Raw genomic sequence first — 26946 nt, 5'->3', positions numbered from 1 at the left:
GAAGCTAATACTCGAGCTCCTATTCGACGTCAGACGTCAAAACCTGTCCAATCGTGCTTTCAAATCAGGACTGATAAATTATTTTTATTAGTCCTGTCAGCGTTCACCTGCCGAATTGATCGCTATCGGCGATCTGCTGCGCAAGTTTTGCGAGCGTCACCGCAATATGCTCATCGGGTCCACGAGACCAAGAAGCGGTGAATGCTAAGTCCGGCAATGCATCTCCCGCAACATCCAGCAAGCAAAGTCGTCCATCGCGTATTTCGTCCTGCAAAAACACAGGAGTAATGACTGCTACGCCAATGGCATCAAGCGTCATGCGCACGACCACAGAAAGCGAAGCACTCCCGTACATGCGAGGCGAATGCATACCGGAGTCTGTCAATAAATCCCGGACAAACTGATGAGGCTGACTCGTTGCCGGGTAGGTAATCACTGGACGTGTGCCGATTTGCGCCAGTGTCACTGTGGAGTGATGAAGTTCCAATTGCGGACTCGCGACCCAAGCCAAAGGATATTGACAAAGAGGAACGTTTTCTACGTTCGGCGCGTCAATTGGCCCCATCAAAAAAGCAAGATTCAAGTGATGCGATCGAACCTGCTCGCGAAGTACTGGCGTAGTGTCGACCTCTAATTCAACACTGAGTTCAGGATAGATGGCGTGTATTTCTTCGAGGTAGCGCGGCAACCAAGTCTGAACAATGGTCTCCGATACGCCTAGCCTCACCTGACCAGCAATCGTTTTGGTGCTGCGTGCAGCATCCATCATTGCCTGCTTGCCGTCCAACATTTCCTGTGCATGCACCAACAATTCCACGCCCTTGGCAGTCAGCGTGACACCTCTGGTATTGCGATCCAAAAGCTTGACGCCTAGCGTCGCCTCAAGAGACGCAATCCGCTGAGAAATTGCGGGTTGCGTCGTATTGAGCTTTTGCGCTGCCGCACGAAAACTCCGCAGTGTTGCTACCCAAACAAAGGTTTCAAGATTGCGGATTTCGATCAAATGATGACTCTCAGGTTGAAGGGACGACGCCGATTCGGACTTTTTTAGGTTGATCAATCAAGGCCGCAGCGATCGTACGACGATGCTCCGCGGCAGTACCACCTCGCAGGCTCCATGAGCCTACTCGACGATACCAGAGATTTAAATCAAAATCCCGGATAAAACCCATACCGCCATGGATCTGTTGCGCGGAGCGGACCACCATCATGCACTGCTCATTACCAAATGACTTGGCCTGCGCCACGTTGACTTGGTAGGGAAGATTTTCCTGCATCCGCCAGAGCGCCTCACGTGCAAGCATCGTCGTGCCATCGATCGCATTGACCATATTCGCGCACAAATGTTGAATCGCCTGAAACGCTCCAATCGGCTGACCAAAGGCCTCGCGCTGCTTGGCGTGTATGACGGCCATATCCAAGGTTCTGCGGGCGGCTCCTGCAAGCATAGAAGCATACAAAACAGACGACACGTCCATTAACTCTCGAGCGATCAGATTGCCGGATTGTGCGTTTCCAATACGGGCACTCAACGGTACGCGCACCTCTTTAAACTGCACATTCGACTCGCCGTCCTTTGCCATCGATACAAGCGGCTCACTACTCAGACCCGTTGCATCCGTTGGCACCAGCACAACACCGAGCGAATTCGGTGCGCTCGCATCGCGATAAATCACCATACATTGTTGGGATGCACTAAAGCTGCCCACAAAGGTTTTACTACCATTCAAAACGAGTTCATTTCCGTCGACACGCCCAAGCGTTGCGATGGCATCTGTTGACCAACGTCCGGTCTGCTCAGCTACAGCGTGACTCAAGATCAATTCACCCGCAATCACCGATTGCAACATACCAACTTGCTCAGGACTACCGTAACGATCAATGATCAGCGCGGGCACCATCGTGGCATGCAACGGAATAGGCGCAATGTGATAGCCCGCGACCTCAAACAGCAAACCGAGATAGGGCAAGGGCAACTCCTCGCCACCCGCCTTCGTTGACAGACACAATTGCAGCCAGCCATTTTCTGCAAACTTTGACCAAAGCTCTGGAGAGTATTGCAAAGTGCCAGTTTCAACCTGACGCACCAAAGCCGGTGTGCACTCGCCTTCTAAAAACTCTGCAGCCGCTTCGCGGATTTGCACTTCTTGTTCATCAAGCAAAATATTCATTTTTCAATCACCTGTCTCTTAATTATTTTGCGGCGCGTGGAAGACCCAGACCAATACGGGCCACCTGATCACGCATGACCTGCACGCTTCCGTGATTAATCGTCGATTGATAGGCGCCAAGAATGTTGTGAGCAAAAATTCCTTTTTCAATCGCATTGGGTGAGCCTTGCATTAATTGCGCAAAGGGTCCCAGAATCTGGCTATACGCTTCGGTTGCCCGCACACTGTGCTCTGGTGCAAAGACTTTTTCCGCCGATCCTTCATAGGTGAACTTGCCCCCGTTTTGCTCAATACTGATACTGCGCATCGTCATTAAGCGGCAGACTTCGGCTTCGGTCCACATTTCAGCGACCTTATCCCGTACCTGTGGATCATCCCGTAGCGTGTCTTGGAGCTCTCCATCGGTATGGAGCCAGTTGACGATATCCTCGTCGCGCATAACAGAAATCAGATAGCGCCAAGCTCCGACACGATCCAGATTCAATCCGCGTCGAGCGACCTCCCAACCACCGCCCTCCTCACCCAAGAGGCAAGAAGCTGGGACTTCCACATCATCAAAGAACACCTCATTCGTGCGCTCTTCGCCATAGGTTGTGCCAAACGGGGCAGGCGGATCGTTTTGTACGGTCCAAAGCGGCCGCACAGTCATACCAGGCATTCCCATCGGAACGAGCAAAATCGACAAGCCGCGATGACGCACCGAATCAGGATCCGTGCGCACCATCAAATAGATGTGCGTGGCATTCTGTGCATTGGTTGTGTAAATTTTTTGACCGGTGATGATGTACTTATCACCCACTCGCTTGGCGCGACAACGAATACCGGCAAGGTCTGTGCCACAGCCTGGCTCACTATAGCCTTGGCAAAAAATAATTTCCCGTTTAATCGAGCGCGGGACAAATTCTTCTTTCTGAGCGGGCGTGCCAAACATCAGGATCGAAGGGGCACCGGTGCCGCCCCCGAGCGTAATGCCTGTGTAGCGATAAAACTCCTCTTCGATCACAAACTGAGTGGTCCTATCACCACCACCACCACCAAACTCAGTGGGCCAACTCCACGCAAACCAGCGCTGCTGATTCACCTTTTCAAAGAAATCACGAATGGCCTCTCCCCAGCCCTCTCCGCGCTTACCTGCGGCATTCTCTGCACGTACTTTTTCAGTGAAATGCTCAACAAGGAACGCCTGAACATCCGCGCGTAACTGTTCCTCTTCGGGAGTGAATGTGAAGTTCATTGAATGCCATCTCCAATATTGTAGAAATTAGCTCAAGGATACCTCTTGTGAAATGGTTTTATCTGGCAAAGCCGAATAGTTCTGTCCGGATTGTGAGAGTTTCCAATCCGTCTAAGTTCAGATCTTGCTGGCGATTGAGTCGCCCGAACGAACATCCAGTCCGCTTAGACGACTTGCTGCGGTGCATCAATACAAAGAGGGACCATGATTGTGTCGGCGCCTCTCAGGTTTTGACCAACGGGGACGTTCGCGCACGACGACAACACGTGGCGGTGCAACATAAATGGGAGGGGGACTGTAGTAGCGAACGGGAGGAACATAATACGCACCACCATAATAATTTCCTGGGTTATACGCATAACCAGGACGGCTAGGTGCGACTGCAACACAACCACTTGACAATAGAATCGTCGCAATCAGTGGTAGTTTGAGCATATTCAACATCTTTTTGCCTCTTAGATGCATGACAAATCTGTTGTAAAACAGGATGCTCTGAGACGAAAAGATTCTCATTAACGGCTCGGACTGCTGTGAAGTCTTTTAGTTCCGGAAATTTAGATTCGATATGAAATAAATATTTTTTAAGACTTTAACAATCTGGCTTTCACCACTGTCGCCATGTCAATCGCTCTCTCCTGCCCAGAAGTCGTCTGAACGAACAAAGTCCAACCGGAAGAAGTAATACGCAGCCGCTTGGGCATACCTTGTATTTCAATATTGTTGTCAGACTCACCGTAACACTCAGGGCAAGCGCCTGATCATTTACAACCGCGGTCAATATCAGGGTAAATGTTTGGTCATTCAGTGCCGGGCATTGAAACGTCAGTACATGCTGGCTCTTTGTGGACCTGTTCATTGCTCGATAATTTTGTAGGTGGATTTTGACTAAAGGAGCGATGGCCACACGCTGGGCATAGGCGCTGGGTCACCAATACCCACAATCCACACGCGCTGCAAAAGTTTCTATTCATCGATCAACCTGTTACGGTTTTATTTTCTATAAAGGGTCCGCAACAAGTCTCACTATGGCGACTTGACGAGGTCGTCGCAGTGTATGTCCATACGCTTCAAAGTCGATATGGATTTAACTTTATTTAATAAATCAATATCATTCGAGTGCATCATGTCTCAGAGCCCGTGAACGCTCGCGCTAAAGTGCTCACCCCAAAAAAAATGTCCCAACCGGGACATTTTTAAAACTACTGAGATAACAAGATATATCTTAATGATCGAGAGGATTTCCCATCGCGGCATTCGCCTCTTGCGCCTTGGCAGGACCACGTAAAAATCTTGCAATCCCTACTGCAGCCAACACGCCGATGAAGGAGCCACAAGGGTAAATCCAGTAAGTCGATAAATCGCCCCGCGCAAAATCCGGGCCGAACGCGCGTGCAGGATTAAAAGCTGCGCCGTCGAAAGGTCCACCCATCGTGCCCATCGCCATCACATAGGCTCCGACAGCAAGAGGCACAGAACTACCGAGTAGCTTAGGACCATCCGTCATTCCCAAGATCAACAAGACCATACCAAAGGTCAGTATCGCTTCAAAGATCACTGCCTGCATATGCATGTCTGGCTGAGGAACAGTAGCAGCAAGATTGCCGCCGGTACCAAACAGCGCAGCAGCCGTCACAGACCCCGCAGCTGCCGCAATAAACTGCACAACCATATAGCAAAGCGCCATGGGGAATCCCATATCGCCGCGCAACGCAAAACCAAGCGTCATTGCTGGATTAAAGTGAGAAGAAATATCACCCAAAAAATACACAGCTGCGGTCAACCATAGGGCGGCAATCGCCGACAAAATGAACGCATACTGATAAGGTGCTAAATCTCCGCCACCATAACCCGCAAGAATGGCTGCCCCACCTGATAAGACAAAGGTCAGGCCCGACGTACCAATAAACTCTGAGACCAGTCTCCTTGCCCGGTGATCATTGCTTTTCCAGTCGGCATAGGCACGATTACCGACTTGTTGTCTTAAAGCCTGTTTGCCGGCGAGGCTAGCCTGAGAGTTCTCGTCCAAGATTAGACCTTCTTAGCAGGAATGTCAGCAGAGCCAGGTTTTGTCATATTGATTGGCACCACGACTCGGTCGTACATCGCCTCATCGACACCGCAAGCCAACGCAGCTGCCTTGAGTGTGGTGTTGTGATCAATCGCGTAGTGTGCAATCACGGAAGCCTTGTCGTAACCAATCACTGGTGACAACGCTGTCACCATCATGACCGAATTGTCGATGTTGGACTTCAATTGCGCTTCGTTTACGACCGCACCTTCAATCATGAACTCACGGAAGTGATCCGACATATCGGCCATGATCAAGGCAGAGTGGAGATAGTTGCTGATAATGATCGGACGGAAAGCATTGAGCTCAAAATTACCCTCTGCACCACCCATCTGTACCGCGACATCCGAACCCATGATCTGAATACACACCATCAGCATCGCTTCAGCTTGGGTAGGATTGACCTTGCCGGGCATGATCGAGGAGCCAGGCTCATTCGAGGGAAAGGTCATTTCCATCAAACCTGTACGTGGACCAGAACCCAACCAGCGCATATCGTTGGCAATTTTAAAGAGTGTGACCGCAGCAGTTTTCAGAGCAGCGTGCGCACGTACCATGCGATCGAGTGTTCCCTGAGCAGTGAACTTGTTATCCGCGGTCTTGATGGCGAAACCAGTCAACGCTGTCAACTCAGCGGCAACTTCATCACCAAAACCAACCGGTGAATTCAATCCTGTACCGACAGCGGTACCGCCCATCGCGACCTGCAACAAACCTTGTGTGGCGTATTCGACATCCACAATCGCATCACTCACAGCGCCCACATAGCCAGACCATTCTTGGCCGACAGTCAAAGGTGTCGCATCCTCAAGGTGAGTCCGACCAATCTTGACAATATTGGCCCACTGCTTTGACTTGGCATCCAGTGCATCGCGCAAGCGCTTGAGTGCAGGGATCGTTTTTTCCGTCGCCATTTTGTAGGCGGCTATATGCATCGCCGTTGGAAAAGTATCATTGCTCGACTGACCCATATTGACATGGTCATTCGGATGCACGGGCTCTTGAGCGCCTAAAGTGCCACCGACCAATTGAATGCAACGATTCGAGATCACCTCGTTCACGTTCATATTGGATTGAGTGCCCGAACCTGTCTGCCAAACGTACAGCGGAAACTCAGCATCCAGCTTGCCGCTGATCACTTCATCCGCAACCTTTTGAATCAGCTGTCCCTTCCAGGCTGGCAGACGCCCTGCTTTTGTATTGACGATCGCAGCTGCTTTTTTCACAAAGCCGTAAGCGTGATAGACCTCTTTGGGCATCTTGTCATGACCAATATTGAAGTGAACCAAACTACGCTGAGTCTGAGCACCCCAATAATGATCGGCGGGCACTTGAACTTTACCAATACTGTCAAATTCCTGACGCAATCCAGTTGCGGAAATTCCGATCGGTAAATCGAGGACTTTTGGAACGGATTCGGTGGTCATGTGGAGATCCTTAGGAATGAAAGACAGACAGTGCAAAGTTGGTATAGAACTACCAACTGATTTACACATTTTACAATTGCTGCATCACAACAGAATCAACGTTTGTTGTCAATGCAAAGGGCGGTTTAGATCAATTTCTTGCGGACCTTGGCCGTTACCCACTCGCTTATTAAAACGGTCACAAAAATAACCAAAAGTATGGTTGTGACTTTGGGCCAGGCAATGGTGCCCAAGGCAGCTTCAAGTTTGACTCCAATGCCACCCGCACCGACCAAACCCAACACGGTCGACTCGCGAATATTGATATCCCAGCGAAACATCGAGATCCCTGCGAGAGTTGGAGCGACCTGTGGCACGACACCCCACGTCATCACTTGTGCTGTCGAGGCCCCCGTCGCTTCAATCGCCTCAACTTGATCCGCATCGATTTCTTCGATTGCCTCATAAAGAAGTTTTCCGATAAAGCCAATGGAACGCAAAGCAATTGCGATAATGCCTGCCAATAAACCCGGACCGAGAATCGCGACTAGTAGCAAGGCCCAGATCAAAGAGTTGATGGAACGTGAAGCCACAATCACAAATAAAGCAATCGGACGAATAAAGCTCGCACTAGGCGTTGTGTTGCGTGCAGCTAAAAATGCAATAGGCACCGCCAAAACAAGCCCGACGAGAGTACCAATCGTTGCAATGTTGATCGTCTCCCAAATAGGCCACCAAAGCTCATTCACATAGCCCCAGTTGGGTGGCATCATGCGACTACCGATATCTGCAGCTTGTTTAGGCGCATCAGTCACAAACGCCCAGATAGTGTCTTGTGTCATGACTTGGAAGCACCACGTGACAAACGCCAACGTGATAACCCAACCCATAAAAACAAATGCGCTGGCGCGCGGGGTACGTTTTTGCCAAGATTGTTTCGGTGCTGTTGTGCTTGTCGAAATCGTTGTCATGATCACTGTATATTTTTTCTCAACCAGCTTGATCCATACTCTGCCAGCATCACAATCAAAATAATGATCAAAATAATGGCGGCTGCAGAATCAAACTCATAACGGTCCATCGCTGTATTGAGCGTGGCGCCAATACCACCCGCTCCGACAATACCGATCACCGCGGATTCGCGAAAGTTGATATCCAGTCGATATAGAGACAAACCCAACAAGCGGGGCATGACTTGCGACAACACAGCAAAATCTAAAACCTGTAAATAACCCGCACCCGTGGCACGTAATGCCTCGAGTTGAGAGGGTTGGATTTCTTCGATATCCTCCGCCATTAGCTTGGCCATAAAACCAATCGTGGCAAAGGTCAAGGTCAAAAATCCAGCGAAAGGACCAAATCCAAACATCGCCACTAAAAATATGGCGACAATAATTTCATTTAAGGTGCGAGATACCGCGATGACTGCGCGGCAAATGATATAGATCCATCTAGGAGCGAGATTACTCGCCGCACCAACAGCGACTGGTATTGATAAAAAAACACCCGCAACAGTCGCAGTGATCGCCATCGTGACGCTCTCTTGAAAACCGATCAAAATATCTTCTTTGCGACTCGTAAAATCAGGTTGTAGAAAACCTTGCACAAAGGCCCAGCCGCGATCCAGTCCTTGAACAACACGCTGCCAGTTGACTTCGATCGAACCAAGCGCCAAAACAAGGTAGATGACCGCTCCAAAAATAAGCGACCAGCGCAACAAAGTGCTTTGAATAAATGGAGGACGATGCCAACGATCAGTCCGTTTCATAACAGAATGAACTTTATTCATTCAACAACAGCCACGATTTCAAGCGGCTTCAATCCTGAAGACTCCCGCGCGCGATCAAGGTGTTGAGTAATCGTGCTCCAGTCCTCATCACCGTATATCTGCGTCAACACATGTCGGTCTACTCCAGCTGCGGCACCATCATAAACAACACTGCCTGCGCGCAAACCAACAATACGCGGCAAAAACTCAGTGGCAAGTACAACGTCGTGAATATTAACAATTGCAGCCAAAGAGCGCTCCTGACAAAGTTCCAAAATCAAGCGCATGACTTGACGGGAAGTTTTGGGATCTAAGCTTGCAGTGGGTTCATCCACGAGTAATAACTTTGGGCTTTGCATCAAGGCGCGCGCAATACCCACACGCTGACGTTGTCCACCTGACAGGGCATCCGCGCGTTTATTTTCCATTCCACTGAGACCGACTCGATCCAAAAGTGCATACGCTTGAGAAATATCTTGTGACTGAAAACGTCGATACCAACTTGCCCAAAAGCCCGTATAGCCAAGGCGGCCTGAGAGAAGGTTCTCCATTACGGTCAAACGCTCCACCAATGCATACTCTTGGAAAATCATCCCGATTTGACGACGTGCGCGACGCAAACCTGCAGAGCCAAGATGGCTGAGATCCTGCCCCTCTAGTAGTATTTTTCCACCGCTAGGCTGCACCAATCGGTTGACGCATCGGATCAGCGTGGACTTACCGGCACCAGACGGACCAATGAGTCCCAACACCTCACCTGCACCCACATTCAAAGAAACACTTTTGAGTGCCAAATCGCCAGTTGGGTAACGTTTCTCCAATTGCTGCAGCTCTAGCATGTTGATCGCCTTACTTGCAGGTGTATTTGACGTTCATAGCATTGTCAATGTCACGTACGACTTGCCAATGCTCTTTAAAAGTAATCGGCATGAACTTTTCTTGCGGGGGTGATGTGTTGTTAAATTCTTTCGCAAGGGCAGTTCCTTCCCAATTAAATGTAAAGAACGCCTCTTTCACTTTTGCAGCCAACTCAGGCTTAAGGTTGTAAACATATCCATAGCCAGTCGTTGGGAACGTCTCTGACTTGTAGATCACCTTGGTCTGGTCGGGTTTGACTGTGCCACGACTTTCCATGCGCTGCTTGACCGAATTAGCGATTGCTGCAGCTGGATAGTCCTTGTTTGCCACACCCAAAATAGAATTGTCATGCTTACCACTGAAAGCAGGCGTGTAGTCTTTGCCAGCTTCTAAATTGAATTGCTTGCTCAACAATGCTGAAGGCGCTTTATAGCCAGAGTTTGAAGTCTCTGAAGTGAACGCCATGCGCTTGCCTTTGATATCTTCGACCTTTTCAATTCCGCTACCTGGATATGTGATGATTTCCATCTCGTAGCCAAAGCGATTGTCTTTTGAAGCCATCATCGCAACAGGCACAAAACCCGCACAATTGACTGCGATTGGATTAGAACCAGTATTAAAACCCGCCACATGCAGGCGACCCGCTCTCATCGCTTCGATCTGGGCTGCATTGCTTTGCACAGGGAAAAACTGAACGCGCTTACCTGTTGTCTTTGCAAGGTGATCAATGAACTCTTGCCAAACTTTGGCATAGACTGCGGGGTCTTCGACCGGAGTGTATGCAAAGACGAGGGTCGCAGGATCAATAAATTGTTTGGCGTCTTTTGGAGCGTCTGCCACCATGTCGCCATTTGTGTCAGTGAAACGAGGATCCATCGCTTGCGCTTGCGCTCCCACAAGTGCCGCTGTCGCCAACGTCAAATAACGTAGTGTCTTCATAGCAACTCCTAATTAGATTGAATAACCTTCTAATCATGGGCTGCAAATATGAAAACTAATTGACAGATTAATGACAGATTTATGACTTGGGAACGACTAGCCTGAGATTTCCACTCGATTGCGGCCTAAATGCTTGGCAGCATAGAGAGCATGATCAACACGTTCTATTAACGTTTCAACGTTCTCTGCTTCTCTCCACTCTGCAACGCCAAATGACATCGTAATAGTGCCGACTTGTTGATGATCCATCTCAGCAATCATCAAACACATTCCTTGTGCCAAACTGGAGGCGACCGCAACTGGACAGCCAGGCAACACAATCAAAAACTCCTCACCACCCCAACGTATGCAATAGTCACCCACTCGGATGGCTTCTTTTAATACAGCGGCGATTCGCACCAGCACTCTATCGCCCTCAGGATGGCCAAACGTATCATTGACCCGCTTAAAATGATCAATATCACCCATAATGACGGCAAAGGTCACATCTGAACTTTTTAAGTCTCTCACACGCTGCGCAGTTTCGAACAAAATATTGTCACCCGAATGCCGGTTCAGCAGACCGGTCAACTTGTCCGTTTCTGCAAGCGTTTTCAAACGCTCCTGCGCTAGCTTGAGGTCAGTAATATCTACGACAGTTTCAATGTAATGATTGACGTGGCCCGTCATGTCAGGCAAAGCTGCAATCGACTGTAATGCGCTAAAGCGACTGCCATCAAGCCTGACATACTGCGACTCACTGACGAGTTCGACACTCGAATTGACTTGAGGCAGGGGTTTAACTTGCTGCTCATCAAGATAAGACAGATGAAGTTTTTGAACGGATAATCCGATCAGCATCTCTCCCGGATAACCAAACAGTCTTTTGGCAGCGGGATTAGCCTGGATGACCACGTTATTTCTGTCGAGCATTAACATCGCAACAGGGGATGCAGTCAAAATTCGAACAGAGTACTTATTAAATTGCTGCTGAATACTTTCTGTCGTTTGCAAATACATACGTCTTGCGCCTGCAGTCGTCACCAAGACCATTAGCGCACTAAAGACTATCACCAATCTTGTACTGGCACTCCAGTAATCTGCATATTCAGTTTGAACAGCAAAGTTCTGCGCAAGCATTTCTGTATTGTGGAAACTTTGCTTGGCTTCCTGCCACAAAATTAGTCCTGCAAAAGTCACGATCAGAACGATCACAAACGCCGCACCGACAAAATAGGGCATTCCGACAGACCGTTTTTTATATTAGGATTCGCACTCAACACAGCCCCGTTTGAACAAATGTCAGCAGATATTTTGCAACGGGAAAGTCTACCCTTGGATGTGTTAAGTAAACAATGACACGGGATACCTAATTTATGGGTGTGAAAGGTACCAAGCCAGAAGTCTGTTGATACCGTAAATGATCAAGCGTCTTGGTCCAGTTTGATCAAGATCGTAAAAGTCGACCCCACACCTAGGTGACTGATCACCTCCAAGCGCCCCTCATGCAAATCAACGATTCTTTTGACAAAAGAGAGCCCTAATCCCACTCCGACCAATCTCTCTGCTGACGCTAGCCGAACATACGGCTCAAAAATTGTCTTTTGTTTGTCTAGCGGTATACCTGTCCCGCTGTCACTGACATACATTCGGAGCCACTCTTGATCAACACTTGCTCCGATACGAATTTCTCCACCGCGAGCGCTGTATTTACAAGCGTTATCGATGAGGTTCAATATTGCAATTCTGAGTAATGCATAATCCGCACGAATGACAACTGCCGCATCAGGAAGGTCACTTAAGACTACAAAATCACTGTGGTAACTGCGACTCGCAACAATGGCGTCCTCTAACAAACCCCTTGCATCAATCGGCAGCGGCGTAATGTTGGCAAAGGCTTGATTCAACCGGTCACTCTGCAACCACTGATCAAACATTTCGGACAAGCGCGTCACGGCACTGCGAATGACACCTACACGCTTCTTGACTTTTTCACGGCCAGCATCCGGTTCCATTTCGAACAAGGCATTTTGCGTTTCGATCACATTGAGTGGATTTCTAAACTCGTGAGCGATCATGGCCCCAAAGCGAACATACTGCTCTCGCACTTGCTGCTCTTTCACCACAACGGCACGCAACTCTTGGGTTCTGATATCGACTGCCGCTGCGAGTCGTTCCTCAGATATCTGCAAAGCCTGAACCGTTTCTTGTTGAGAAGCGAATAACTGTCTTTGAGCAAGCTCTTTACCTTGTCCCTCAGATCTCAGCCGGTCGGCCAGCGCAAAAGAGAAAAACAGCGCCTCAAACCCTGAGCTTATTTGTACTGCATACATGGTGAACAAATTATTTGGCAAAAGCTCAAACGCGCGCAAACTGCCCGTGATTGCTCCGATACACAAAAAACCCCAAGAGACAATAAAGTAGTTTGCCTCACGCACGCCCTTTGTCGACAAATGAATCGCCACGCTCACGCATGCAACCATGCCAAGACTCGAGGTCGAAAATTGCAACATATATAGCCATCCGAGAGACATCTGGATAAACATGCTGAGCAATAGACCGCATGAGACCGCAAGACTCACTATTGTCGCAATGAGTAATATCCAATAGACCGTTGGTATACGCTGCTTTAACTGTAGAAACGTGCAACTGAAAAGAAACGCGAAACCTGTCGCCAAACCTATAAAGAAACCTTGTGATATGCGATCAAACAATGGATGCGCTGGCCATATAAATAATCGCCCATACCCATTACCTGCATACATTGCCATCGCTACTGATACTGCAAACATGCAATACAAGAGATAACGGCGGTCACGACTCGTAAAATAAATGATCAAGTTGTACAGAAATAAACTCAATAAACCACCGTAGTAGAGAGATTGAACCATGGTGTCAATCAATTGCTCTCGACCAAAGATATCCGTGCGCATCAACTGCATAGGAAGCGTCAGTGGATAGCTGGACTGCACTCTGAGGTAATAAGTCTTTGACTCTTGATCCACATCCACATAAAACGCGTGTGAGCGGGTGATAATTTGACGATCAAGCAAATAGCGCGTTGTACCCGATACAGCCTTTTGGCCTGAGGGCGGATACCATTGAAGATCATCAATGGCTACATATGGAACTTCCAGCACCCAGCGCGAGCTGGCCTCGGGCTGCCTAGAGAGATCTACTCGTATCCAATGCGCAGCGTCTGAAAATCCAAAACTCAACTCTCGTGCGCTTGGGTCTGTTTTTGTTGAAAATGGATATTGATCAGGATGAGTCAGAATCTCTTGGAGTGTGAGCTTCCCGGTTGGATCAGTCAGGACTTCGACATAAGGAATAAGATTGACTGATGCGGTATCCCGATCCAAAACAAAGGCACGAACTGCTTGAGCAAAGACGCAACATGCAAGCATGACGGCGAACAGCGATAAAGTCTTGTTTACACGTTGCAGGCTTACGTTCATCAATCTCATCAATCTAGAGATCAGCTGGCATTTGCTGAAGGAATGATTGGAGAGCAACCATTTGGCGTATATTATCCCAACAGCTTAAGGTGCAGCCTCTAAATTGGTATTTAAGTACCAATGATAGGCAGCCGCACTAGAACTCATTAGACTTAAATAATGTGGGGGTTTCAGAGCGAAGTCCCGATCTAAGCTAGACTAAGGGTTCTGATTGGACGCGCTCCAACACTCCGGACATCACTGATTTATCTAAAGGGCGAACTTGCTGTGGACGGCATTTTTTACATCATCGCCTATCTCTGCTTTGTAGCTTGGTTTAGCTGGCTTCCTGTCACCACCACCCACCGCTATGACCCGCCCTACTTTAGACGCTGGGCAACGTTGCTCACTTCCAGCGGCCCGTTACTGTCAACGCTGATTATGATTGGTTTTTTGTTGTCAGCCACTTCTGAAGAAGCCTACGGCAGCTTCATGGCGACGGGCTTCATCATGCTAGTCGCCCTTTTGCCCTTTCAAATTCTCATTGCTGTGACTGCCTATCTGTTTATTTGTAGCTCACTCAAAGATCGTCATCTATTGCTGGACGAAGAGTCTATCTCAAGCGATCGTTAAGCCCATTCCGAAGTATTGTTTATGCAAGCGCCACTATTTGAGAGTGATCCCCCGGTCCACAATCTTCTAAACAAAGACGGCTGCGTGCTCTACTACCCGGCGACATTTAATCCAATCGATTGCTCGGCAATGTTTACTTCGCTCATGGGTTCACTAGATTGGCGGGTCGATCAACTATTGATGTTTGGCAAACTGATCACCACCAAAAGAAAAGTTGCCTGGGTCGGAGATGAGGGCTGCTCCTATACCTATTCAGGTGTCAAAAAAGAGCCACAACCTTGGACGCCCGAACTCTTACTAATCAAAAGCAAAGTAGAAGAAATCTCTCAATGGAAATTTAATTCGTGTTTACTGAATCTGTATCACGATGGTAGCGAGGGCATGGGCTGGCATAGTGACGATGAGCCGGAGCTCGTTCAAGCGGCACCCATTGCATCATTGAGCCTTGGTGCAGCGCGTAAATTTTCTTTCAAGCACAAAGCCGACAAGACAAATGCCTCGCTGATGCTGGAAAATGGCAGCCTACTGCTCATGCAAGCACCAACTCAGGTTTTTTGGAATCACAGCCTCGTGAAGACCACTCGCCCCACCGGCCCGCGCATCAATTTGACGTTTCGCGCGATTCAATAAAAACCGACCTTCTGAATCCAGAGATCCGCTTCATAGTCTTTACCAAAAGCGACGACTCCTAAAGAACGTACCGAAGTCGGGCCGGGTGTTTGCCAGAGCATACTGCCGGACGCCTTAAAGGCTGACCACGGCAGCTGGATCGTCTGCCAATCGCCAGTGGTATCAAAACCAGCTTGGTAATACTGCCAAGGCAGCAAGGTCCACGACGTGCGGAGATGCACAAAGTATCGCTCGCCATTGCCCTTGACGGTGATCTGAACGCCAGCCACCTGCTGCGCTAAGTGTTCTTTGAGCGCGGTACGAAACTGAATAAAACCACCTCGATTGGCTGTACTCACTGTCCCAGACAAATGGGCGACAGGACGACCATCCACGCTTTCAAAGCTCATCTTGCCAGTAGAGACGCCACCCATGACCTGATCCGTCAAAAACTCCCAACGCGCCTCGGGATTTCCAGAAAAGTCATCCATCATTGGGTTTGCTCCCGCCACAAGCATGGCATTCAAGAAAAGAAAAAAGATAGTGAGAATCGCTTTCATGATAACCACCGCTTAGTTGGAGGTTGGATGAGCATTCAAGTTTCTAATCAATTACTGAATTTTTTGATACTGTCCGTTATTGATTCTTGTGAAAAATATTTTCCTGGGCGTATCGCCGTTTTTGTCAAAGACGATGGTCTGCTGAAGCCCTGGAAAAGGACCGCTTCGAAGAGCCGCGTCTTTTACGGTTTCACCCTTCTTTTGATTTTTTAGCGACTGCAACACCACTGTTGCCGCATCATAAGCAGACACTGAGCTATAGCCCGGATAACGCTGGAAACGCTTAAAATAGGCCTCACTAAATTGCTTGAATCGAGCGGATGTATCGTCACGATCATAATTTTGGACAATGATTAATCCCTCAACCACCTTGCCGCCCAGGTCAATCAACTGCTCAGTTGCTGCCCACTCAGATGCGATGATAGGTATTTCAGGTGCCTGACGCCGAGCCTGCTGAGCCAATCTGGCCACATCAAGTGCACCTGAGATAAACAACAGACCCTCCGGCCTGGACGCCAACATCTCTTGCATCACTCGCTCAAAAGGTGCTGTATTACCAGACTCATAAGGAATCGCTGCCACAATTTGACCACCATGATTGAGCAACGCAGTTTTAAACTCTGTCAGCCAGGACTCAGTGAAATTTTTATTTCTCAAGTCAAACGCGACGGATACTCTCTTGATCCCCTGACTCGTCAATAATTTTGCATAATCAATCGCATTGTCTCTCGTCGTACGGTTGATGCGAAATAAGTTGTCGTCTTTGCCATAAAAATCCATGGAAGTGATCGTTGGGCTCACCTCAAAGATACCGGCTTGACCCGCGAGGGGGACGATTACTTCGGCCATGCCACTCGTAAAAGGACCAATGATGGCTTGCACCTTGGCATCGATAAGTTCTTTTGTGGAAGCCTCTGCTTTAGACTTTGTCTGTCCGTCATCCTTGACGACAAGTTCAACCAAACGTCCTTTCAAAACCCCTTCACGATTAAACTCTTCGACCGCTAGAGTCACACCATTTAAGCCTGCTTGACCATTATCTGAGTTAGGCCCCGTCAGACCGCCAATAAAACCCACCAAGAGGGGCTCTTGCTTACCGCAACTGGCAAGCGAGGCGAAAATAACGAAAAAAAGGAAATAACGAGCGATCTTTATCATTGCATGGGCCCAATTCTTAAATAATTATTAAGATAATTTTAATTCGATTGTGATAACAGGTGTCAGTCATTTAAATAGAAGTAAAAGCATCAGGATAGGAATAGAATCAAAAGGTAACTAAAAACCACAAAAAAAGGTTAATTGGACGCAAAGTGGGCACATCTCAAGTCTACGGAAACACAACTCACAACGCATCAGCCCCTCGTCGGTTAATCCACGCTTGGAATCATTCTCTGAGATTCAGACTGATGTGGCTAGGTCTAATGCCGCTATTGCTGGCATTTCCCATCATCTTGATTTCCCTTGGCTTATCCGGCAGCGCTCAGCTCAGTCAACTCATTCAAAGTCAACTCAACAGTAACCTTTCAGGCGCGCAAAACTATTTGCATGTCGTTCAATCTGATCTGCAATCAAGAATCGCTGACCTTGTTCAGTCTGACCGCATCACTAAACTCGTACAACAAAAAACTCCACGCAATGAAATCGATCAAACCTTATCCGCCACCCTTAGGGGAAGTGGTTTCGACTTTTTATTGATCATAGACAGAAATGGAACTGTACTGGGCTCAAGTAACGACGTCGCTGACGGCGAGCGCGTACCAGAATCGTACGTCATCAAACAAGCTCATATTGGTGTAGCGAGTTCAGGTTTTGAACAATTTACACTTGGTCAGCTCTATGCATTTTCGCCGACCAAAGTCAAACAGCTCATCACGCTTAAGACAGATTTAAATGAAAAAATCACACTCATTAACGCAGCTGCGCATTTTCCTTTGTCTGTGATCGAACAAGACGCAGTATTAATGGGTGGCGTGTTTGTGAATCAAAATATGACTTTAATCGAGCATATGCGTGAAATTATTTACCCGGCAGGTAAATTACCCGAACGGGCTGAAGGATTTGTCGGGATATTTGTAGGCACACAAAGCATCATTAATAGCCGCTTAAAAACGCTCGGGCCTCAATCTGCTCAGCTTTCCTCATCGCGGCTTTCTCTTGAACGCACAGGCATTTTTCAAAATAAATACGACGTACAAGATATTGGCAGCATCAGATTTGGTCTCGCGATATCGCCAATCCTGAATGGCGATGAAAAAACAATCGCGACACTTGCCGTTGGCTTTCCGCTGGGGCCCTATACCAATACCGCCTGGCTGATTTTGGCGATTGTCAGTGCCATGCTGGGTCTTATTATGCTGGCGATTTCGATCATTTATCTGAACGCAGGCCGCGCTATTGTTCTACAAATTAAAAACATTACCGATATCATTACCAGCTTTGGCAAAGGTGACAGAGCGACGCGTATTGAAAATATTCGGCGTCGTGATGAACTAGGCGAACTAGCCAAGAACGTCAATCAATTGCTGGATACTATTTCCAGGCAGGAAAAAGAACAAATCTCGGCTCAACAAGAAATTTCCAATGAGGCCTCACGCCGACGCGCGATTTTTAGTAGCGTGACAGATGGTGTCATCATTCTGAGCGAAGATGGAAATATCATCGAAGCAAATCCGCAAATATTAAAAATGCTTGGCTACTCTGAAAATGAGCTATCAAAGTTAAAAATATTCGAATGGGATAGTTACTTTTCTTTTAGAGACCATGTTGAAAAAATAGAAAACCTCGCTCAAAAAGCAACAGTTTTTGAGTCTTTTCATCATCGTAAAGATGGTTCAGGATATCCCGCAGAGATTTCAATTAGTTACGCCGAATGGGCGGGGAAAAAATTTATCCTGATGCTGATACGTGATGTCAGCTTGCGCAAACAACAAGAAGAAAAATTAAAAATCTCAGCAAGTGTTTTTACCGCAGCCCTTGAGGCAATTGTGCTGACAGATCGTGAAGGCTTCATTACTGATGCCAATGAAGCCTACACAAGCATCATGGGTTATACAAAGGATGAAGTGGTTGGAAAAAGTTCAGGTGTTATAGGCTTTTCAGACGAAAACAGCGCTTTGTTCGCACATATTTTGGGTCACTCGCAGAATATTGGTCACTGGAGCGGCGAAGCTGAACTTAAACGTAAGCGCGGAGATACGATTCCAGTGCAGCTTAGGGTGAGTGCTGTTCACTCGGATGACGGCACTATCCAGCATTTTGTCGCCATGTTCTCTGACATCAGTTTGCAAAAAGAACAGCAACAACGTCTTGAACAACTCGCTCTACACGACACCTTAACCACACTACCTAATCGACAAAAGCTGAGCGAAAGACTAACACTTGCCATGGCCAATAGCCAGCGCAGCGGTCATTATGGCGCCTTGATGATGCTGGATCTTGATAATTTTAAACCGCTCAATGATGCCCACGGTCACGCAGCGGGAGATCAGCTCTTGATTGATGTGGCACACAGGCTAAGCTCCTGCGTGCGAGAAGTCGATACCGTCGCACGCCTCGGTGGAGATGAGTTTGTCATTCTGCTTGAGTCCCTCTCGGAGGATCAAGAAAAGGCCAAACAAAACGCTCTTCAGATCGCTGAAAAAATTCGCGCGACGATTGCTCAACCCTATCAAATTAAACATGGCGGTCTTAATGAAGAAACCAGCGGACTCTCGCATACCTGTACGGTGAGCATTGGGATTTCACTATTTTTAGGCAAGGCATTTAATCAAACACAACTGCTCAACAGAGCTGACGCTGCCATGTATGATTCAAAAACTGCAGGTAGAAACGATATTCGTTTTTATGCTGAGCCACCCGAATCACCTTTGAGCCTCACCGTTGAAAAACCTACATCTATTTAAATTATTTTGTACCGCCGTCTTATTCATGCCTAGCGTTCTTTTACACGCTCAGCCAAGCATAACGATCAATACTGAGACCCCCCCTGGTAAAATCGCCCGCGCATTAATTTCCGACACCATCTTAAAAGTCGATCGACCAAACGGGATGGAAGTCCTTGTGGTACGCACGGTGCGTCAAGCGGGCACCCGCACTCCTGTGCATCGTCACGACCACTCAGGCGTCACCTGTGTATTAGAGGGTGAAATGACCTTGTATCTCGAGGGAAGCGCACCACAGCGCGCGCAAGCAGTAGACTGCTACAACATGCCTGCAGGACTCTCAATGGCAGGCGTCAATCAAGGAACGGTAGACGCAGTGATGCACGATATCTTTACCGTACCGAAAGGCGATGATGTCTGGACGGTGCTCGAGGTGGAAAGCCTGCAGGATCAATTTCATCGGCATTAAAAGTACCTTGGTTTAATGCGGTAAGTATTTGCAAGAATTCAGTCGTGTTTAGTCTGCAAACAATCTGATAACGTTTAGTGCGGATCGACTTAGTGAGTCACATTTGTGTCTCACTTCCGATTTCCTCAAAACATCAATCGTTCTCTGGTCGCAGCAATGAATCACACACACCCTTTAAATCGAAGCAAGCGAGATTTTCTTGCTGCGACCACGCACATCAGTCTACTGTCCTGTGCCTTGCCTCTACCAGTTTTCGCAGCCTCTGCAAACGCCGGAAAAAAAGTCCTAGATCAAGAGATCAGCTACATCGGCATTTATCCGCCTATTGGCATTTCACGTGTCGGCAGTGCTTCAGTCGAACATGCGTTCTATTCTCCAGAGGTTCCAGGCTTTGCTCCAGAGCCCAAGGATGGATTCAAAGACGGCACGTCGAAAATCAAAAAACAAGCCCAGCGCTTTTATTTGTATGGTTTTAATCAGTCCGGACAAGTTGTCAAAGAAATCACCGCCGAAGATGCTGACATCGAATGGAAAGTCAGAGTCGCCAACACCAAAGCGGCCTGGTACGGCTTTAACAACCCTTTCAACTTAGGTCCTGAAGTACCTGGCATCCCTGCCAAGCTGCGCAATCAAGGCGTGCGCTCAATCACTGAACGAGAACAGCGCCTAGTCATCGACTCTGGCGAAGTGAGCATCCAAGGCAACAGTATCAATCGCAACGCGAAAACAGAGCAATACAATCTTGCCGGTCATTTTTGGCGAGATGACATCAAGGTCAGCCTGGGTAACTTGGCGACAGACGAAGTGGGAAGACTCATCGTGCTGCCCGCTAATGGCGTCTCGGTGCCCGTGATTCCAAACAATCCAATCGTCGACTTTACAAAAAATGATGCCTGGTACGACGATTGGTGTGATGGCTCTGTCAATGCCTCGATTACGCTTCGCAATGGAAAACGCATGCAGGCTCTGCCCGCCTGGGTGGTTTCTTGCGGACCTGACTATGCACCTGACATTACGCCGTTCACAACCATGTATGACTCGATTCAAAATAATCTCGTCAAAAAATATGAACGTTGGGATGAAACGTCCTTGCGAAAGGTTGTACATCCGCCTAAAAAACCTGCACTTCCCCTATCCTTTGTCAGAGATGTTTATCCGCTTTTTCATCGTATGGCGCAAATGGAATGGGTCTCGAGCGCCGCACACTTGCAGGCAGGCTGGATCGATATCCCCAGTTTTTCTGATCAAACATTCATCGGTCAGCTTGCGCGTAAAGATCAACACGCCTTGCGACAGCAGGTATTCTCCGCCTTTAGAAATCCACAATCGAAAGACGAGCAGCAATTTCGTCTGCCCTTTATGCTGGGAGGAGGCGTTGATTTCGAGGGCATAAATGCGCATTGGTTTCAAATGACCAGTCTGCAATATTGGATTTTGACAAAATGGAATGAAGGAAATTTTGTCGATGATTGGCAACAGTTTTTATCCGAGAGCCTCAGCAAGCCGAATCAACAGCCAAAAATTTCAGACTTACCTTTGCAAGACCAACCAGCAGCCTTGACCCGTGCAGCACTTGAGCCCTTGTCTGGCGGCAACTTTCACCCTGGGGTTGAACTCACATGGATTCTTGAAAGACCTGAATTATTTGATGATCAGCACCCTTTTAGGATCGCAGTCGGCAACAGAGCTTCCTTGGCACAAAATCTCGGCCCCTTGATCACCCCTCAAAACACCTTTCCTCAGACAACAGAGAAAACCTCACAACAATCGCCTATTGGTCCGCAAATGCCTGGCGATCTCACGCGCTGGATGGGACTCCCCTGGCAGCCCGATGCTTTTAGCTGTCAGAGCGTGAACTATCCACACGACTATCCGACCGTCGTATGGTGGCCGGCAAACCTACCCGTCGATGTGTTGCCAGAGTTCGCTTATCAAAGAATCGTGCGCGAAGACCTTACACGCGAAGAACGTTTGAAATTCGCCTCTGTTCGAGCGGCATGGTCCAGAGGGGCCGCTGGTGTGGGTTATCACGCCAACGGCAGCTATTTTGATGGACTGAATCGCGCCATTTACCTTTGGGAACGCTTGGGTTTCGTGGTTAAAAAACCAACCCCAACAGCGCTGAGAACCGGTCCAGGTGCCTTGCCGGAGTTTCTGTATGTTGAAACAGAACGTGGCTCAATGGATATATGAGAGCTGACATCGTGGTCGTTGGATCTGGCATCGCTGCCTCTGCAGCGCTGCTCTCTCTTAGCCAACAAGGATTGTCTGCTACACAAATCGCACCACCAGAGAAATCTAGCGACACAATCGGTGAAACGCTTTCATATTCCGCGAACCGAATTCTCAAAGAGCTTCAACTCTGGGATGCTTTTCTGGAGAGGAGATATCTGGTCCATGATCTTGTTTTTTCAGCCTGGGAAGAGTCATCTCTCACACAGCAAACCAGATTTTCAAATACTGAAGGATCGAATTGGTCAATTGACCGGCGGGACTTTGAGGATTTTCTCAGAGTGCAGTCGGACAGAGGTCATCATCAGCGGTTATTGAACAAAGTACAACGCTGTAGTCAAGCCGCGGATTGTCTACGGCTCGAACTCGATCATCAACAAACGCTAGACGCAAGATTTGTCATCGACTGTTCAGGGCGTGCTGCGGTGATCGGACGACGCTTGAATACGCGTCACCGCATCGACAACATGCTCTGCTATTACAGTTTTATCAAGCAAATCGATACAGAGGTTGAACCCACTGTCGGGATCATGATTGAAGCCGTCAATAATGGCTGGTGGTACTCGGCGATCTTGCCAGATCATCGAATGATTATTTCTTTTTATACTTATGCAGATTGTGTGCCCACGCATTTAAACCGAGACCTTCGGGCGTGGCAGACACTCATTGAGCACGCACCTCTAACCTGCCAACGAATTGAGTCCGCAGGTTATGCAGCCTTGGAGGCGCCGTTAGCAAGCGATGCTGGTATGTTGATTCAGACAGAAGCCCCAGGGAACAACTGGGTCGCGACTGGTGACGCCTTCGCGACACTAGACCCCCTATCGTCGCATGGGATGACCCAAGCGCTATGGTCAGGCTGGAAAGCAGCTGAGGCGTCTGTCCAAAGCATTCGTGGCAATCATTCGGGAGTCGAACGCTATCAACAAACAATGACGCAGGCAATGCAAGCCTATCAAACTGAACTTGTACAAAAATATCAGTCTGTATCTCGTTTTGCAGAGCAGCCCTTTTGGCAAAGAAGAGTGTCGCTTACTTTTCCGACGGAAAGAGTGCCTGAGAAAGCAGAAACATGACCGCCGTGCTCCAACCGAACGAGAAAAACCCAGAGGCTGCCATGATAACGGTCATCAACTGCCAGTGCACCGGTAGCGGGTCAGTCACAAACCCAACAGTTGTATAGGTACTGCCGGCAAACACCATCGCCTGATGCTGATTGGGGATGATGTCAAAAAGCGTCAGAGAAAGACCCCAAATGTAGATCTGCACCAAATGTGAAATCAGCAGCATGAGGATGCCAGCAAAAAATACGATTTGAGCCAATACCCATCGATCACCATTGACGAGTTGTCGCACGCCAGACTTGAACTTGGAGGTGACCACCATGACAAACAATGCCTGAATAATCAAGCAAAGTAATATCGTGATGCAACCCAAAATCAGGGCGTCGAAATTGAAAACATAGTTCGGTGAAGTCACATTGACTCTTTATTGTTTGTACGCCGCCCAAGCATCAATCTCGAAACCTGGTGAGCTCTTCCATTGTTGGAGTGCTTTGGATGTCGCGGGGAAAACCAAAGGAGAAGCCAGATCAGCACGACGTCCGCCAAGGAGTTTGCTCTGATTCATCCAATACGCGTTGCCAAGCGTCGTGAACTTTAGGGACACCACCTCTTCATTGTCGATGGAGCCCACCACAGGAATTTCGAGAGAGTCGATCGGGTTGATCGTAAACACCCCGCTTGATCCCAGGCAACCATTTCCGACAGAGTTGGCCACGACGGTATAAGCTTGCGCCGTTTTCGCGGCGGCATACCAAAACACCATCGTATTGGCGGCATAAGGATGATCGAACAGACCCGCAGCATCCTGCAAACGACTGCCATACTGACCAGACCAGCTCACTGGGGCCGCGATGATGTCTGCGCGACGCAATGCCAATATGCCAGACGCCTCGGGGAAACGGAAGTCATCGTTGAGCAAGATACCGATTTTGCCAATCGATGTTTCAAACACGGGTAAATCGTCACCTGCAGTTAAAAAGGCACTTTCGGTAGGGTCGAGATGCGTTTGACGATAATGACCAAGCACTTTTCCATCAGGCGCGAGCAATACTGCAGTATGAAAATAGCGCTCATCATCCTTTTCAATAAAACTTGCCACGAGGTGTGTTTTTAAGCGGACGGCAAAATCACTCGCGGCTTGTGTGGATTTGCCAAGTGCTTTTTCCGCGGTACGCTCAACGTTGTCTTTTGACACTGGACCGCTAAAGGAAAGCGATGGCAACACTACTAAATTAAAAGCGGTCGTGCCACCCTGCATTTTTTTAATCAGGGTATCGCAGCGACTTTAAAAGCTTCTTTTACAGCAGTCATATTTTTTCCTAACAGATGAAATCAGGCGGACATATCTTTGTCTTCTTTGGGCCAGGTAGGGGATGGCCAGTTTCGAAGTGCACTCGTGACATAAAGCACGGCAGCAGTCAGCGTCGCACCCACTGTCGCAATGTAAAAGTGTGTGGTGATTGTGAGTCCATAAAAAACAAGACTGCCAATGATGAGCGCCGTGGCGAACCAGTGCGCCTGACTAAATACTGCGGCACGATGAAGTGACAGCGCATCGATAACCATACCTCCGACTGTCGCGGTCAAGACACCACACAGGATGATCGAAACAAAAGGCACCCCATGCATGAGCGCCTTTTGGCAGCCAATGGCAATCAACAAACCGATCGCTATACCCTTTAGAACAAGGAAGGGTACTTTTTGAGAAATAAAATTGTAAAAGAAGAACGCGCCAAAGAGGGTGGCGACCAAGATCCAAGGGAAATAATAGGGGGCCCGTGATCGCGACAGGCTACAACCCAAGCAGCACATCTCGCGCCATGCCTCCTGCAGCTCCTCCTAAAATACCCGCAAACAAGGTTTCTGCGACGGGTACGTTACGACTACGGGCTGTTGCAGCGCCGTAGATTGCCGTCGTCGATATCGCGGTGACATCGACCCATAAAGGCAAGGTCGGTAAGATTTCTACCATGTTGTTATTCTCAAAACAAAGACTCTATTGATTTAGATTTTTTTTGTAATGCAATACCATTAAGTGGTTGAATTTTAACAAATCAGCCAATCCATCCCATATTATCTAATGTATATACATCCTCAGCTTTGATCGAAAGATCAATATGAAACACGCGCGCCACTGGAGTCAACAGTTGAAAATCTACGTCGCAGGCTATCAGCACGAAACCAACACCTTTGCCCCTACCAAAGCAGACTGGGCCGCCTTTAATCGCGGTGAGTCCTTTCCAGCCTTTATCACCGGCCAACCCATGCTGGACAGTTTGCGTGACGTCAACATCCCCATCGGCGGATTTATGGAGGCGGCGCGGCTCGAGGGATGGCAGCTCATGCCTGGCTCTTGGTGTGGCGCGATTCCGTCCGCGCACGTCACACGCGATGCATTTGAACGTATCAGCGAATCAATCTTGATCGATATCCGCCAAGGCGGCTTTGATGCTGTCTATCTGGATTTGCATGGTGCCGCGGTTGCGGAGCATATTGATGACACCGAGGGCGAGCTGATTGCACGCATAAGAGAGATCGTTGGGCCCAAGATGCCGATTGTTGCGAGCCTGGACTTGCATGCCAACGTCACCCATCGCATGTTGGCTGAGGCAGACGCGCTCGTCTCCTACCGCACCTATCCGCACGTAGACATGGCCAAGACCGGTGCGCTCGCGGCAAAGCTTTTAAAAAGACGCCTCAAGCGCGGATCGAAAGAGCCGTTGGCGTTTCATCGCCTGCCCTATCTAATCCCATTAAATGCACAAAGCACCTGGCTTGAACCCGCCAAATCTCACTACGAGGAGCTCGCCGATCTGGATCGTGACTTCGACACCTGTCTGAGCTTTTGCATGGCGTTTCCGGCCTCGGATATCGAGGAATGCGCACCGATGGTGTGGGGCTATGGGGAGCGTGCCGAGGCTGCGGTGCAGCGACTGTACGAACAGGTGAGCGAACCCACACAGTGGGCATTGGAAATGTTTTCCGCCCGCGATGCGGTCGAGCGTGCCTGTCTGCTCGGTGAGACAAATGAAAAACCTGTGGTGATCGCAGACACGCAAGACAACCCGGGTGCCGGTGGTGACAGCAACACAACAGGACTATTGCGCGCCTTGCTTGAAAAAGGTGCCGGCAAAAGACTGCCCGGCAAAGTCGCGCTCGGCTTGCTCTTTGATCCCTCGACAGCCACCATGGCTCACGCGGCAGGCTTAGGCGCCTCCATCACGACTGCGATCGGCACGGCGGTACCAACCTTTACCGGTCAGTTCAGTGACCCGCCTGTTCAAGGCACCTTTAAAGTCAAAGCACTCTCGGATGGCAAAGTGACGCTCAAAGGTCCCATGATGACGGGCTCGCGAATTGCGCTTGGCCCATGCGCCTTGCTTGAAATCGAAGGCGTACTGATCGCAGTCGCAAGCGGTAAGAAACAACTTTTGGATCGCGAACTTTTTAGAATGCTGGGCGTACATCCCGAGACGATGAAAGTGTTGGTGGTGAAAAGCTCCAACCATTTCCGAGCCGATTTCACACCGATTGCGTCGCACATTTTGGTGGCAAAGGCTGCGGGTCCGATGGCTGCAGATCCAGCGGATTTGCCTTGGACGAAGCTTGCAAAAACGACACGGACGAGGCCTTGATTC

25 protein-coding genes are annotated in these 26946 nt (G+C 48.7%); 7 read left to right on the top strand and 18 right to left on the bottom strand.

Features of this window, described 5'->3' with window-relative positions:
• Positions 1-103: 103 nt before the first annotated feature.
• The 12 genes from WBJ47_RS01500 to WBJ47_RS01445 all read right to left on the bottom strand — a co-directional run bounded on the left by WBJ47_RS01500 (position 104) and on the right by WBJ47_RS01445 (position 13881).
• The gene (locus WBJ47_RS01500; protein WP_422244885.1) at positions 104-1003 is read right to left on the bottom strand and encodes a LysR family transcriptional regulator; all 900 of its coding nucleotides are present in this window, start codon (positions 1001-1003) and stop codon (positions 104-106) included.
• A gap of 10 nt (positions 1004-1013) precedes the next feature.
• On the bottom strand, positions 1014-2171 hold the full coding sequence (locus tag WBJ47_RS01495) for an acyl-CoA dehydrogenase family protein (RefSeq protein WP_422244883.1): 1158 nt from the start codon (positions 2169-2171) through the stop codon (positions 1014-1016).
• Between the two features lie 22 nt (positions 2172-2193).
• Positions 2194-3405 (bottom strand): acyl-CoA dehydrogenase family protein, encoded by a 1212-nt coding sequence (locus tag WBJ47_RS01490; RefSeq protein ID WP_422244881.1) that lies wholly within the window; start codon positions 3403-3405, stop codon positions 2194-2196.
• A 186-nt stretch (positions 3406-3591) separates the two neighbouring features.
• Complete coding sequence (locus WBJ47_RS01485) at positions 3592-3849, bottom strand: hypothetical protein (RefSeq protein WP_422244880.1); 258 nt, start codon at positions 3847-3849, stop codon at positions 3592-3594.
• A 778-nt stretch (positions 3850-4627) separates the two neighbouring features.
• Complete coding sequence (locus WBJ47_RS01480) at positions 4628-5431, bottom strand: MIP/aquaporin family protein (RefSeq protein ID WP_422244879.1); 804 nt, start codon at positions 5429-5431, stop codon at positions 4628-4630.
• A 2-nt stretch (positions 5432-5433) separates the two neighbouring features.
• Positions 5434-6900 carry a class II fumarate hydratase gene (locus WBJ47_RS01475; protein WP_422244878.1) on the bottom strand — a complete coding sequence of 489 codons (1467 nt, stop codon included), beginning with the start codon at positions 6898-6900 and terminating at the stop codon, positions 5434-5436.
• Positions 6901-7025: 125 nt separating this feature from the next.
• Positions 7026-7850 carry a phosphonate ABC transporter, permease protein PhnE gene (gene phnE, locus WBJ47_RS01470; RefSeq protein ID WP_422244877.1) on the bottom strand — a complete coding sequence of 275 codons (825 nt, stop codon included), beginning with the start codon at positions 7848-7850 and terminating at the stop codon, positions 7026-7028.
• 2 nt (positions 7851-7852) lie between these two features.
• On the bottom strand, positions 7853-8668 hold the full coding sequence (phnE, locus tag WBJ47_RS01465) for a phosphonate ABC transporter, permease protein PhnE (RefSeq protein ID WP_422244875.1): 816 nt from the start codon (positions 8666-8668) through the stop codon (positions 7853-7855).
• Complete coding sequence (phnC, locus tag WBJ47_RS01460) at positions 8665-9486, bottom strand: phosphonate ABC transporter ATP-binding protein (RefSeq protein WP_422244873.1); 822 nt, start codon at positions 9484-9486, stop codon at positions 8665-8667. The genes phnE (WBJ47_RS01465) and phnC overlap by 4 nt, the downstream gene beginning before the upstream one ends.
• Before the next feature lie 10 nt (positions 9487-9496).
• Positions 9497-10444, bottom strand: coding sequence for a phosphate/phosphite/phosphonate ABC transporter substrate-binding protein (gene phnD, locus WBJ47_RS01455; RefSeq protein ID WP_422244871.1), 948 nt, complete (start codon positions 10442-10444; stop codon positions 9497-9499).
• A gap of 96 nt (positions 10445-10540) precedes the next feature.
• Positions 10541-11665 (bottom strand): sensor domain-containing diguanylate cyclase, encoded by a 1125-nt coding sequence (locus WBJ47_RS01450; protein ID WP_422244869.1) that lies wholly within the window; start codon positions 11663-11665, stop codon positions 10541-10543.
• 182 nt (positions 11666-11847) lie between these two features.
• Positions 11848-13881, bottom strand: coding sequence for a sensor histidine kinase (locus WBJ47_RS01445; protein WP_422244867.1), 2034 nt, complete (start codon positions 13879-13881; stop codon positions 11848-11850).
• 267 nt (positions 13882-14148) lie between these two features.
• Here WBJ47_RS01445 and WBJ47_RS01440 point away from each other — a divergent pair, with 267 nt between their 5' ends.
• Both WBJ47_RS01440 and WBJ47_RS01435 read left to right on the top strand, forming a co-directional pair.
• A complete protein-coding gene (locus WBJ47_RS01440) occupies positions 14149-14493 on the top strand; it encodes a hypothetical protein (RefSeq protein ID WP_422244866.1) in 345 nt (114 codons plus the stop codon).
• A 21-nt stretch (positions 14494-14514) separates the two neighbouring features.
• Entirely contained in the window at positions 14515-15123 is a 609-nt protein-coding gene (locus WBJ47_RS01435) for an alpha-ketoglutarate-dependent dioxygenase AlkB family protein (RefSeq protein ID WP_422244865.1), read from the top strand.
• Here the strand turns inward: WBJ47_RS01435 and WBJ47_RS01430 are convergent.
• Both WBJ47_RS01430 and WBJ47_RS01425 read right to left on the bottom strand, forming a co-directional pair.
• Positions 15117-15662, bottom strand: a complete 546-nt coding sequence (locus WBJ47_RS01430) for a CIA30 family protein (protein ID WP_422244863.1) — start codon at positions 15660-15662, stop codon at positions 15117-15119. The two genes, WBJ47_RS01435 and WBJ47_RS01430, sit on opposite strands and share 7 nt — an antisense overlap.
• Positions 15663-15713: 51 nt before the next feature.
• Entirely contained in the window at positions 15714-16820 is a 1107-nt protein-coding gene (locus WBJ47_RS01425; RefSeq protein WP_422244861.1) for an ABC transporter substrate-binding protein, read from the bottom strand.
• Between the two features lie 248 nt (positions 16821-17068).
• On the opposite strand from WBJ47_RS01425, the gene WBJ47_RS01420 reads away from it, so the two are divergent.
• The 4 genes from WBJ47_RS01420 (at position 17069) to WBJ47_RS01405 (ending at position 23320) form a co-directional block, all read left to right on the top strand.
• The gene (locus WBJ47_RS01420) at positions 17069-19564 is read left to right on the top strand and encodes a diguanylate cyclase domain-containing protein (RefSeq protein WP_422244860.1); all 2496 of its coding nucleotides are present in this window, start codon (positions 17069-17071) and stop codon (positions 19562-19564) included.
• A 25-nt stretch (positions 19565-19589) separates the two neighbouring features.
• A complete protein-coding gene (locus WBJ47_RS01415; protein WP_422244859.1) occupies positions 19590-20012 on the top strand; it encodes a cupin domain-containing protein in 423 nt (140 codons plus the stop codon).
• A 156-nt stretch (positions 20013-20168) separates the two neighbouring features.
• Positions 20169-22205 carry a CTQ-dependent glycine oxidase GoxA gene (gene goxA, locus WBJ47_RS01410; protein WP_422244858.1) on the top strand — a complete coding sequence of 679 codons (2037 nt, stop codon included), beginning with the start codon at positions 20169-20171 and terminating at the stop codon, positions 22203-22205.
• Positions 22202-23320 (top strand): tryptophan 7-halogenase, encoded by a 1119-nt coding sequence (locus WBJ47_RS01405; RefSeq protein ID WP_424585294.1) that lies wholly within the window; start codon positions 22202-22204, stop codon positions 23318-23320. The genes goxA and WBJ47_RS01405 overlap by 4 nt, the downstream gene beginning before the upstream one ends.
• Here WBJ47_RS01405 and WBJ47_RS01400 read toward each other — a convergent pair.
• The 4 genes from WBJ47_RS01400 to WBJ47_RS01385 form a co-directional block, all read right to left on the bottom strand.
• Positions 23277-23723, bottom strand: a complete 447-nt coding sequence (locus WBJ47_RS01400; RefSeq protein WP_422244855.1) for a hypothetical protein — start codon at positions 23721-23723, stop codon at positions 23277-23279. The two genes, WBJ47_RS01405 and WBJ47_RS01400, sit on opposite strands and share 44 nt — an antisense overlap.
• 9 nt (positions 23724-23732) lie before the next feature.
• Positions 23733-24566, bottom strand: a complete 834-nt coding sequence (locus WBJ47_RS01395; RefSeq protein ID WP_422244853.1) for a carbon-nitrogen hydrolase family protein — start codon at positions 24564-24566, stop codon at positions 23733-23735.
• A gap of 74 nt (positions 24567-24640) precedes the next feature.
• Positions 24641-25120 carry a TRIC cation channel family protein gene (locus tag WBJ47_RS01390; protein WP_422244851.1) on the bottom strand — a complete coding sequence of 160 codons (480 nt, stop codon included), beginning with the start codon at positions 25118-25120 and terminating at the stop codon, positions 24641-24643.
• Positions 25101-25280 (bottom strand): TRIC cation channel family protein, encoded by a 180-nt coding sequence (locus tag WBJ47_RS01385; protein WP_422244850.1) that lies wholly within the window; start codon positions 25278-25280, stop codon positions 25101-25103. Before WBJ47_RS01385 ends, WBJ47_RS01390 begins: the two co-directional genes overlap by 20 nt.
• A gap of 145 nt (positions 25281-25425) precedes the next feature.
• Between WBJ47_RS01385 and WBJ47_RS01380 the strand changes: the two genes are divergently transcribed.
• On the top strand, positions 25426-26943 hold the full coding sequence (locus tag WBJ47_RS01380; RefSeq protein ID WP_422244849.1) for a M81 family metallopeptidase: 1518 nt from the start codon (positions 25426-25428) through the stop codon (positions 26941-26943).
• Positions 26944-26946: the final 3 nt, after the last annotated feature.

Origin of the sequence: Zwartia sp. (assembly GCF_049655405.1) — a bacterium.
Classification (GTDB): Bacteria; Pseudomonadota; Gammaproteobacteria; order Burkholderiales; family Burkholderiaceae_B; genus Zwartia.
The sequence above is the reverse complement of the archived record's forward strand: the minus strand, read 5'-3'. Positions and strand labels throughout refer to the sequence as shown.

Excerpts from the sequence above, each read along its gene's own strand:
- WBJ47_RS01425 (WP_422244861.1), bottom strand. The coding sequence starts at position 16,820 with ATGATAAAGATCGCTCGTTATTTCCTTTTTTTCGTTATTTTCGCCTCG.
- WBJ47_RS01490 (WP_422244881.1), bottom strand. The coding sequence starts at position 3,405 with ATGAACTTCACATTCACTCCCGAAGAGGAACAGTTACGCGCGGATGTT.
- WBJ47_RS01385 (WP_422244850.1), bottom strand. The coding sequence starts at position 25,280 with ATGGTAGAAATCTTACCGACCTTGCCTTTATGGGTCGATGTCACCGCG.
- WBJ47_RS01495 (WP_422244883.1), bottom strand. The coding sequence starts at position 2,171 with ATGAATATTTTGCTTGATGAACAAGAAGTGCAAATCCGCGAAGCGGCT.
- phnC (WP_422244873.1), bottom strand. The coding sequence starts at position 9,486 with ATGCTAGAGCTGCAGCAATTGGAGAAACGTTACCCAACTGGCGATTTG.
- WBJ47_RS01430 (WP_422244863.1), bottom strand. The coding sequence starts at position 15,662 with ATGAAAGCGATTCTCACTATCTTTTTTCTTTTCTTGAATGCCATGCTT.
- WBJ47_RS01435 (WP_422244865.1), top strand. The coding sequence starts at position 14,515 with ATGCAAGCGCCACTATTTGAGAGTGATCCCCCGGTCCACAATCTTCTA.
- phnE (WP_422244875.1), bottom strand. The coding sequence starts at position 8,668 with ATGAATAAAGTTCATTCTGTTATGAAACGGACTGATCGTTGGCATCGT.
- WBJ47_RS01485 (WP_422244880.1), bottom strand. The coding sequence starts at position 3,849 with ATGTTGAATATGCTCAAACTACCACTGATTGCGACGATTCTATTGTCA.
- phnE (WP_422244877.1), bottom strand. The coding sequence starts at position 7,850 with ATGACAACGATTTCGACAAGCACAACAGCACCGAAACAATCTTGGCAA.
- goxA (WP_422244858.1), top strand. The coding sequence starts at position 20,169 with ATGAATCACACACACCCTTTAAATCGAAGCAAGCGAGATTTTCTTGCT.
- WBJ47_RS01420 (WP_422244860.1), top strand. The coding sequence starts at position 17,069 with ATGTGGCTAGGTCTAATGCCGCTATTGCTGGCATTTCCCATCATCTTG.
- WBJ47_RS01390 (WP_422244851.1), bottom strand. The coding sequence starts at position 25,120 with ATGTGCTGCTTGGGTTGTAGCCTGTCGCGATCACGGGCCCCCTATTAT.
- WBJ47_RS01405 (WP_424585294.1), top strand. The coding sequence starts at position 22,202 with ATGAGAGCTGACATCGTGGTCGTTGGATCTGGCATCGCTGCCTCTGCA.
- WBJ47_RS01415 (WP_422244859.1), top strand. The coding sequence starts at position 19,590 with ATGCCTAGCGTTCTTTTACACGCTCAGCCAAGCATAACGATCAATACT.
- WBJ47_RS01475 (WP_422244878.1), bottom strand. The coding sequence starts at position 6,900 with ATGACCACCGAATCCGTTCCAAAAGTCCTCGATTTACCGATCGGAATT.
- phnD (WP_422244871.1), bottom strand. The coding sequence starts at position 10,444 with ATGAAGACACTACGTTATTTGACGTTGGCGACAGCGGCACTTGTGGGA.
- WBJ47_RS01380 (WP_422244849.1), top strand. The coding sequence starts at position 25,426 with ATGAAACACGCGCGCCACTGGAGTCAACAGTTGAAAATCTACGTCGCA.
- WBJ47_RS01450 (WP_422244869.1), bottom strand. The coding sequence starts at position 11,665 with ATGCCCTATTTTGTCGGTGCGGCGTTTGTGATCGTTCTGATCGTGACT.
- WBJ47_RS01445 (WP_422244867.1), bottom strand. The coding sequence starts at position 13,881 with ATGAACGTAAGCCTGCAACGTGTAAACAAGACTTTATCGCTGTTCGCC.
- WBJ47_RS01395 (WP_422244853.1), bottom strand. The coding sequence starts at position 24,566 with ATGCAGGGTGGCACGACCGCTTTTAATTTAGTAGTGTTGCCATCGCTT.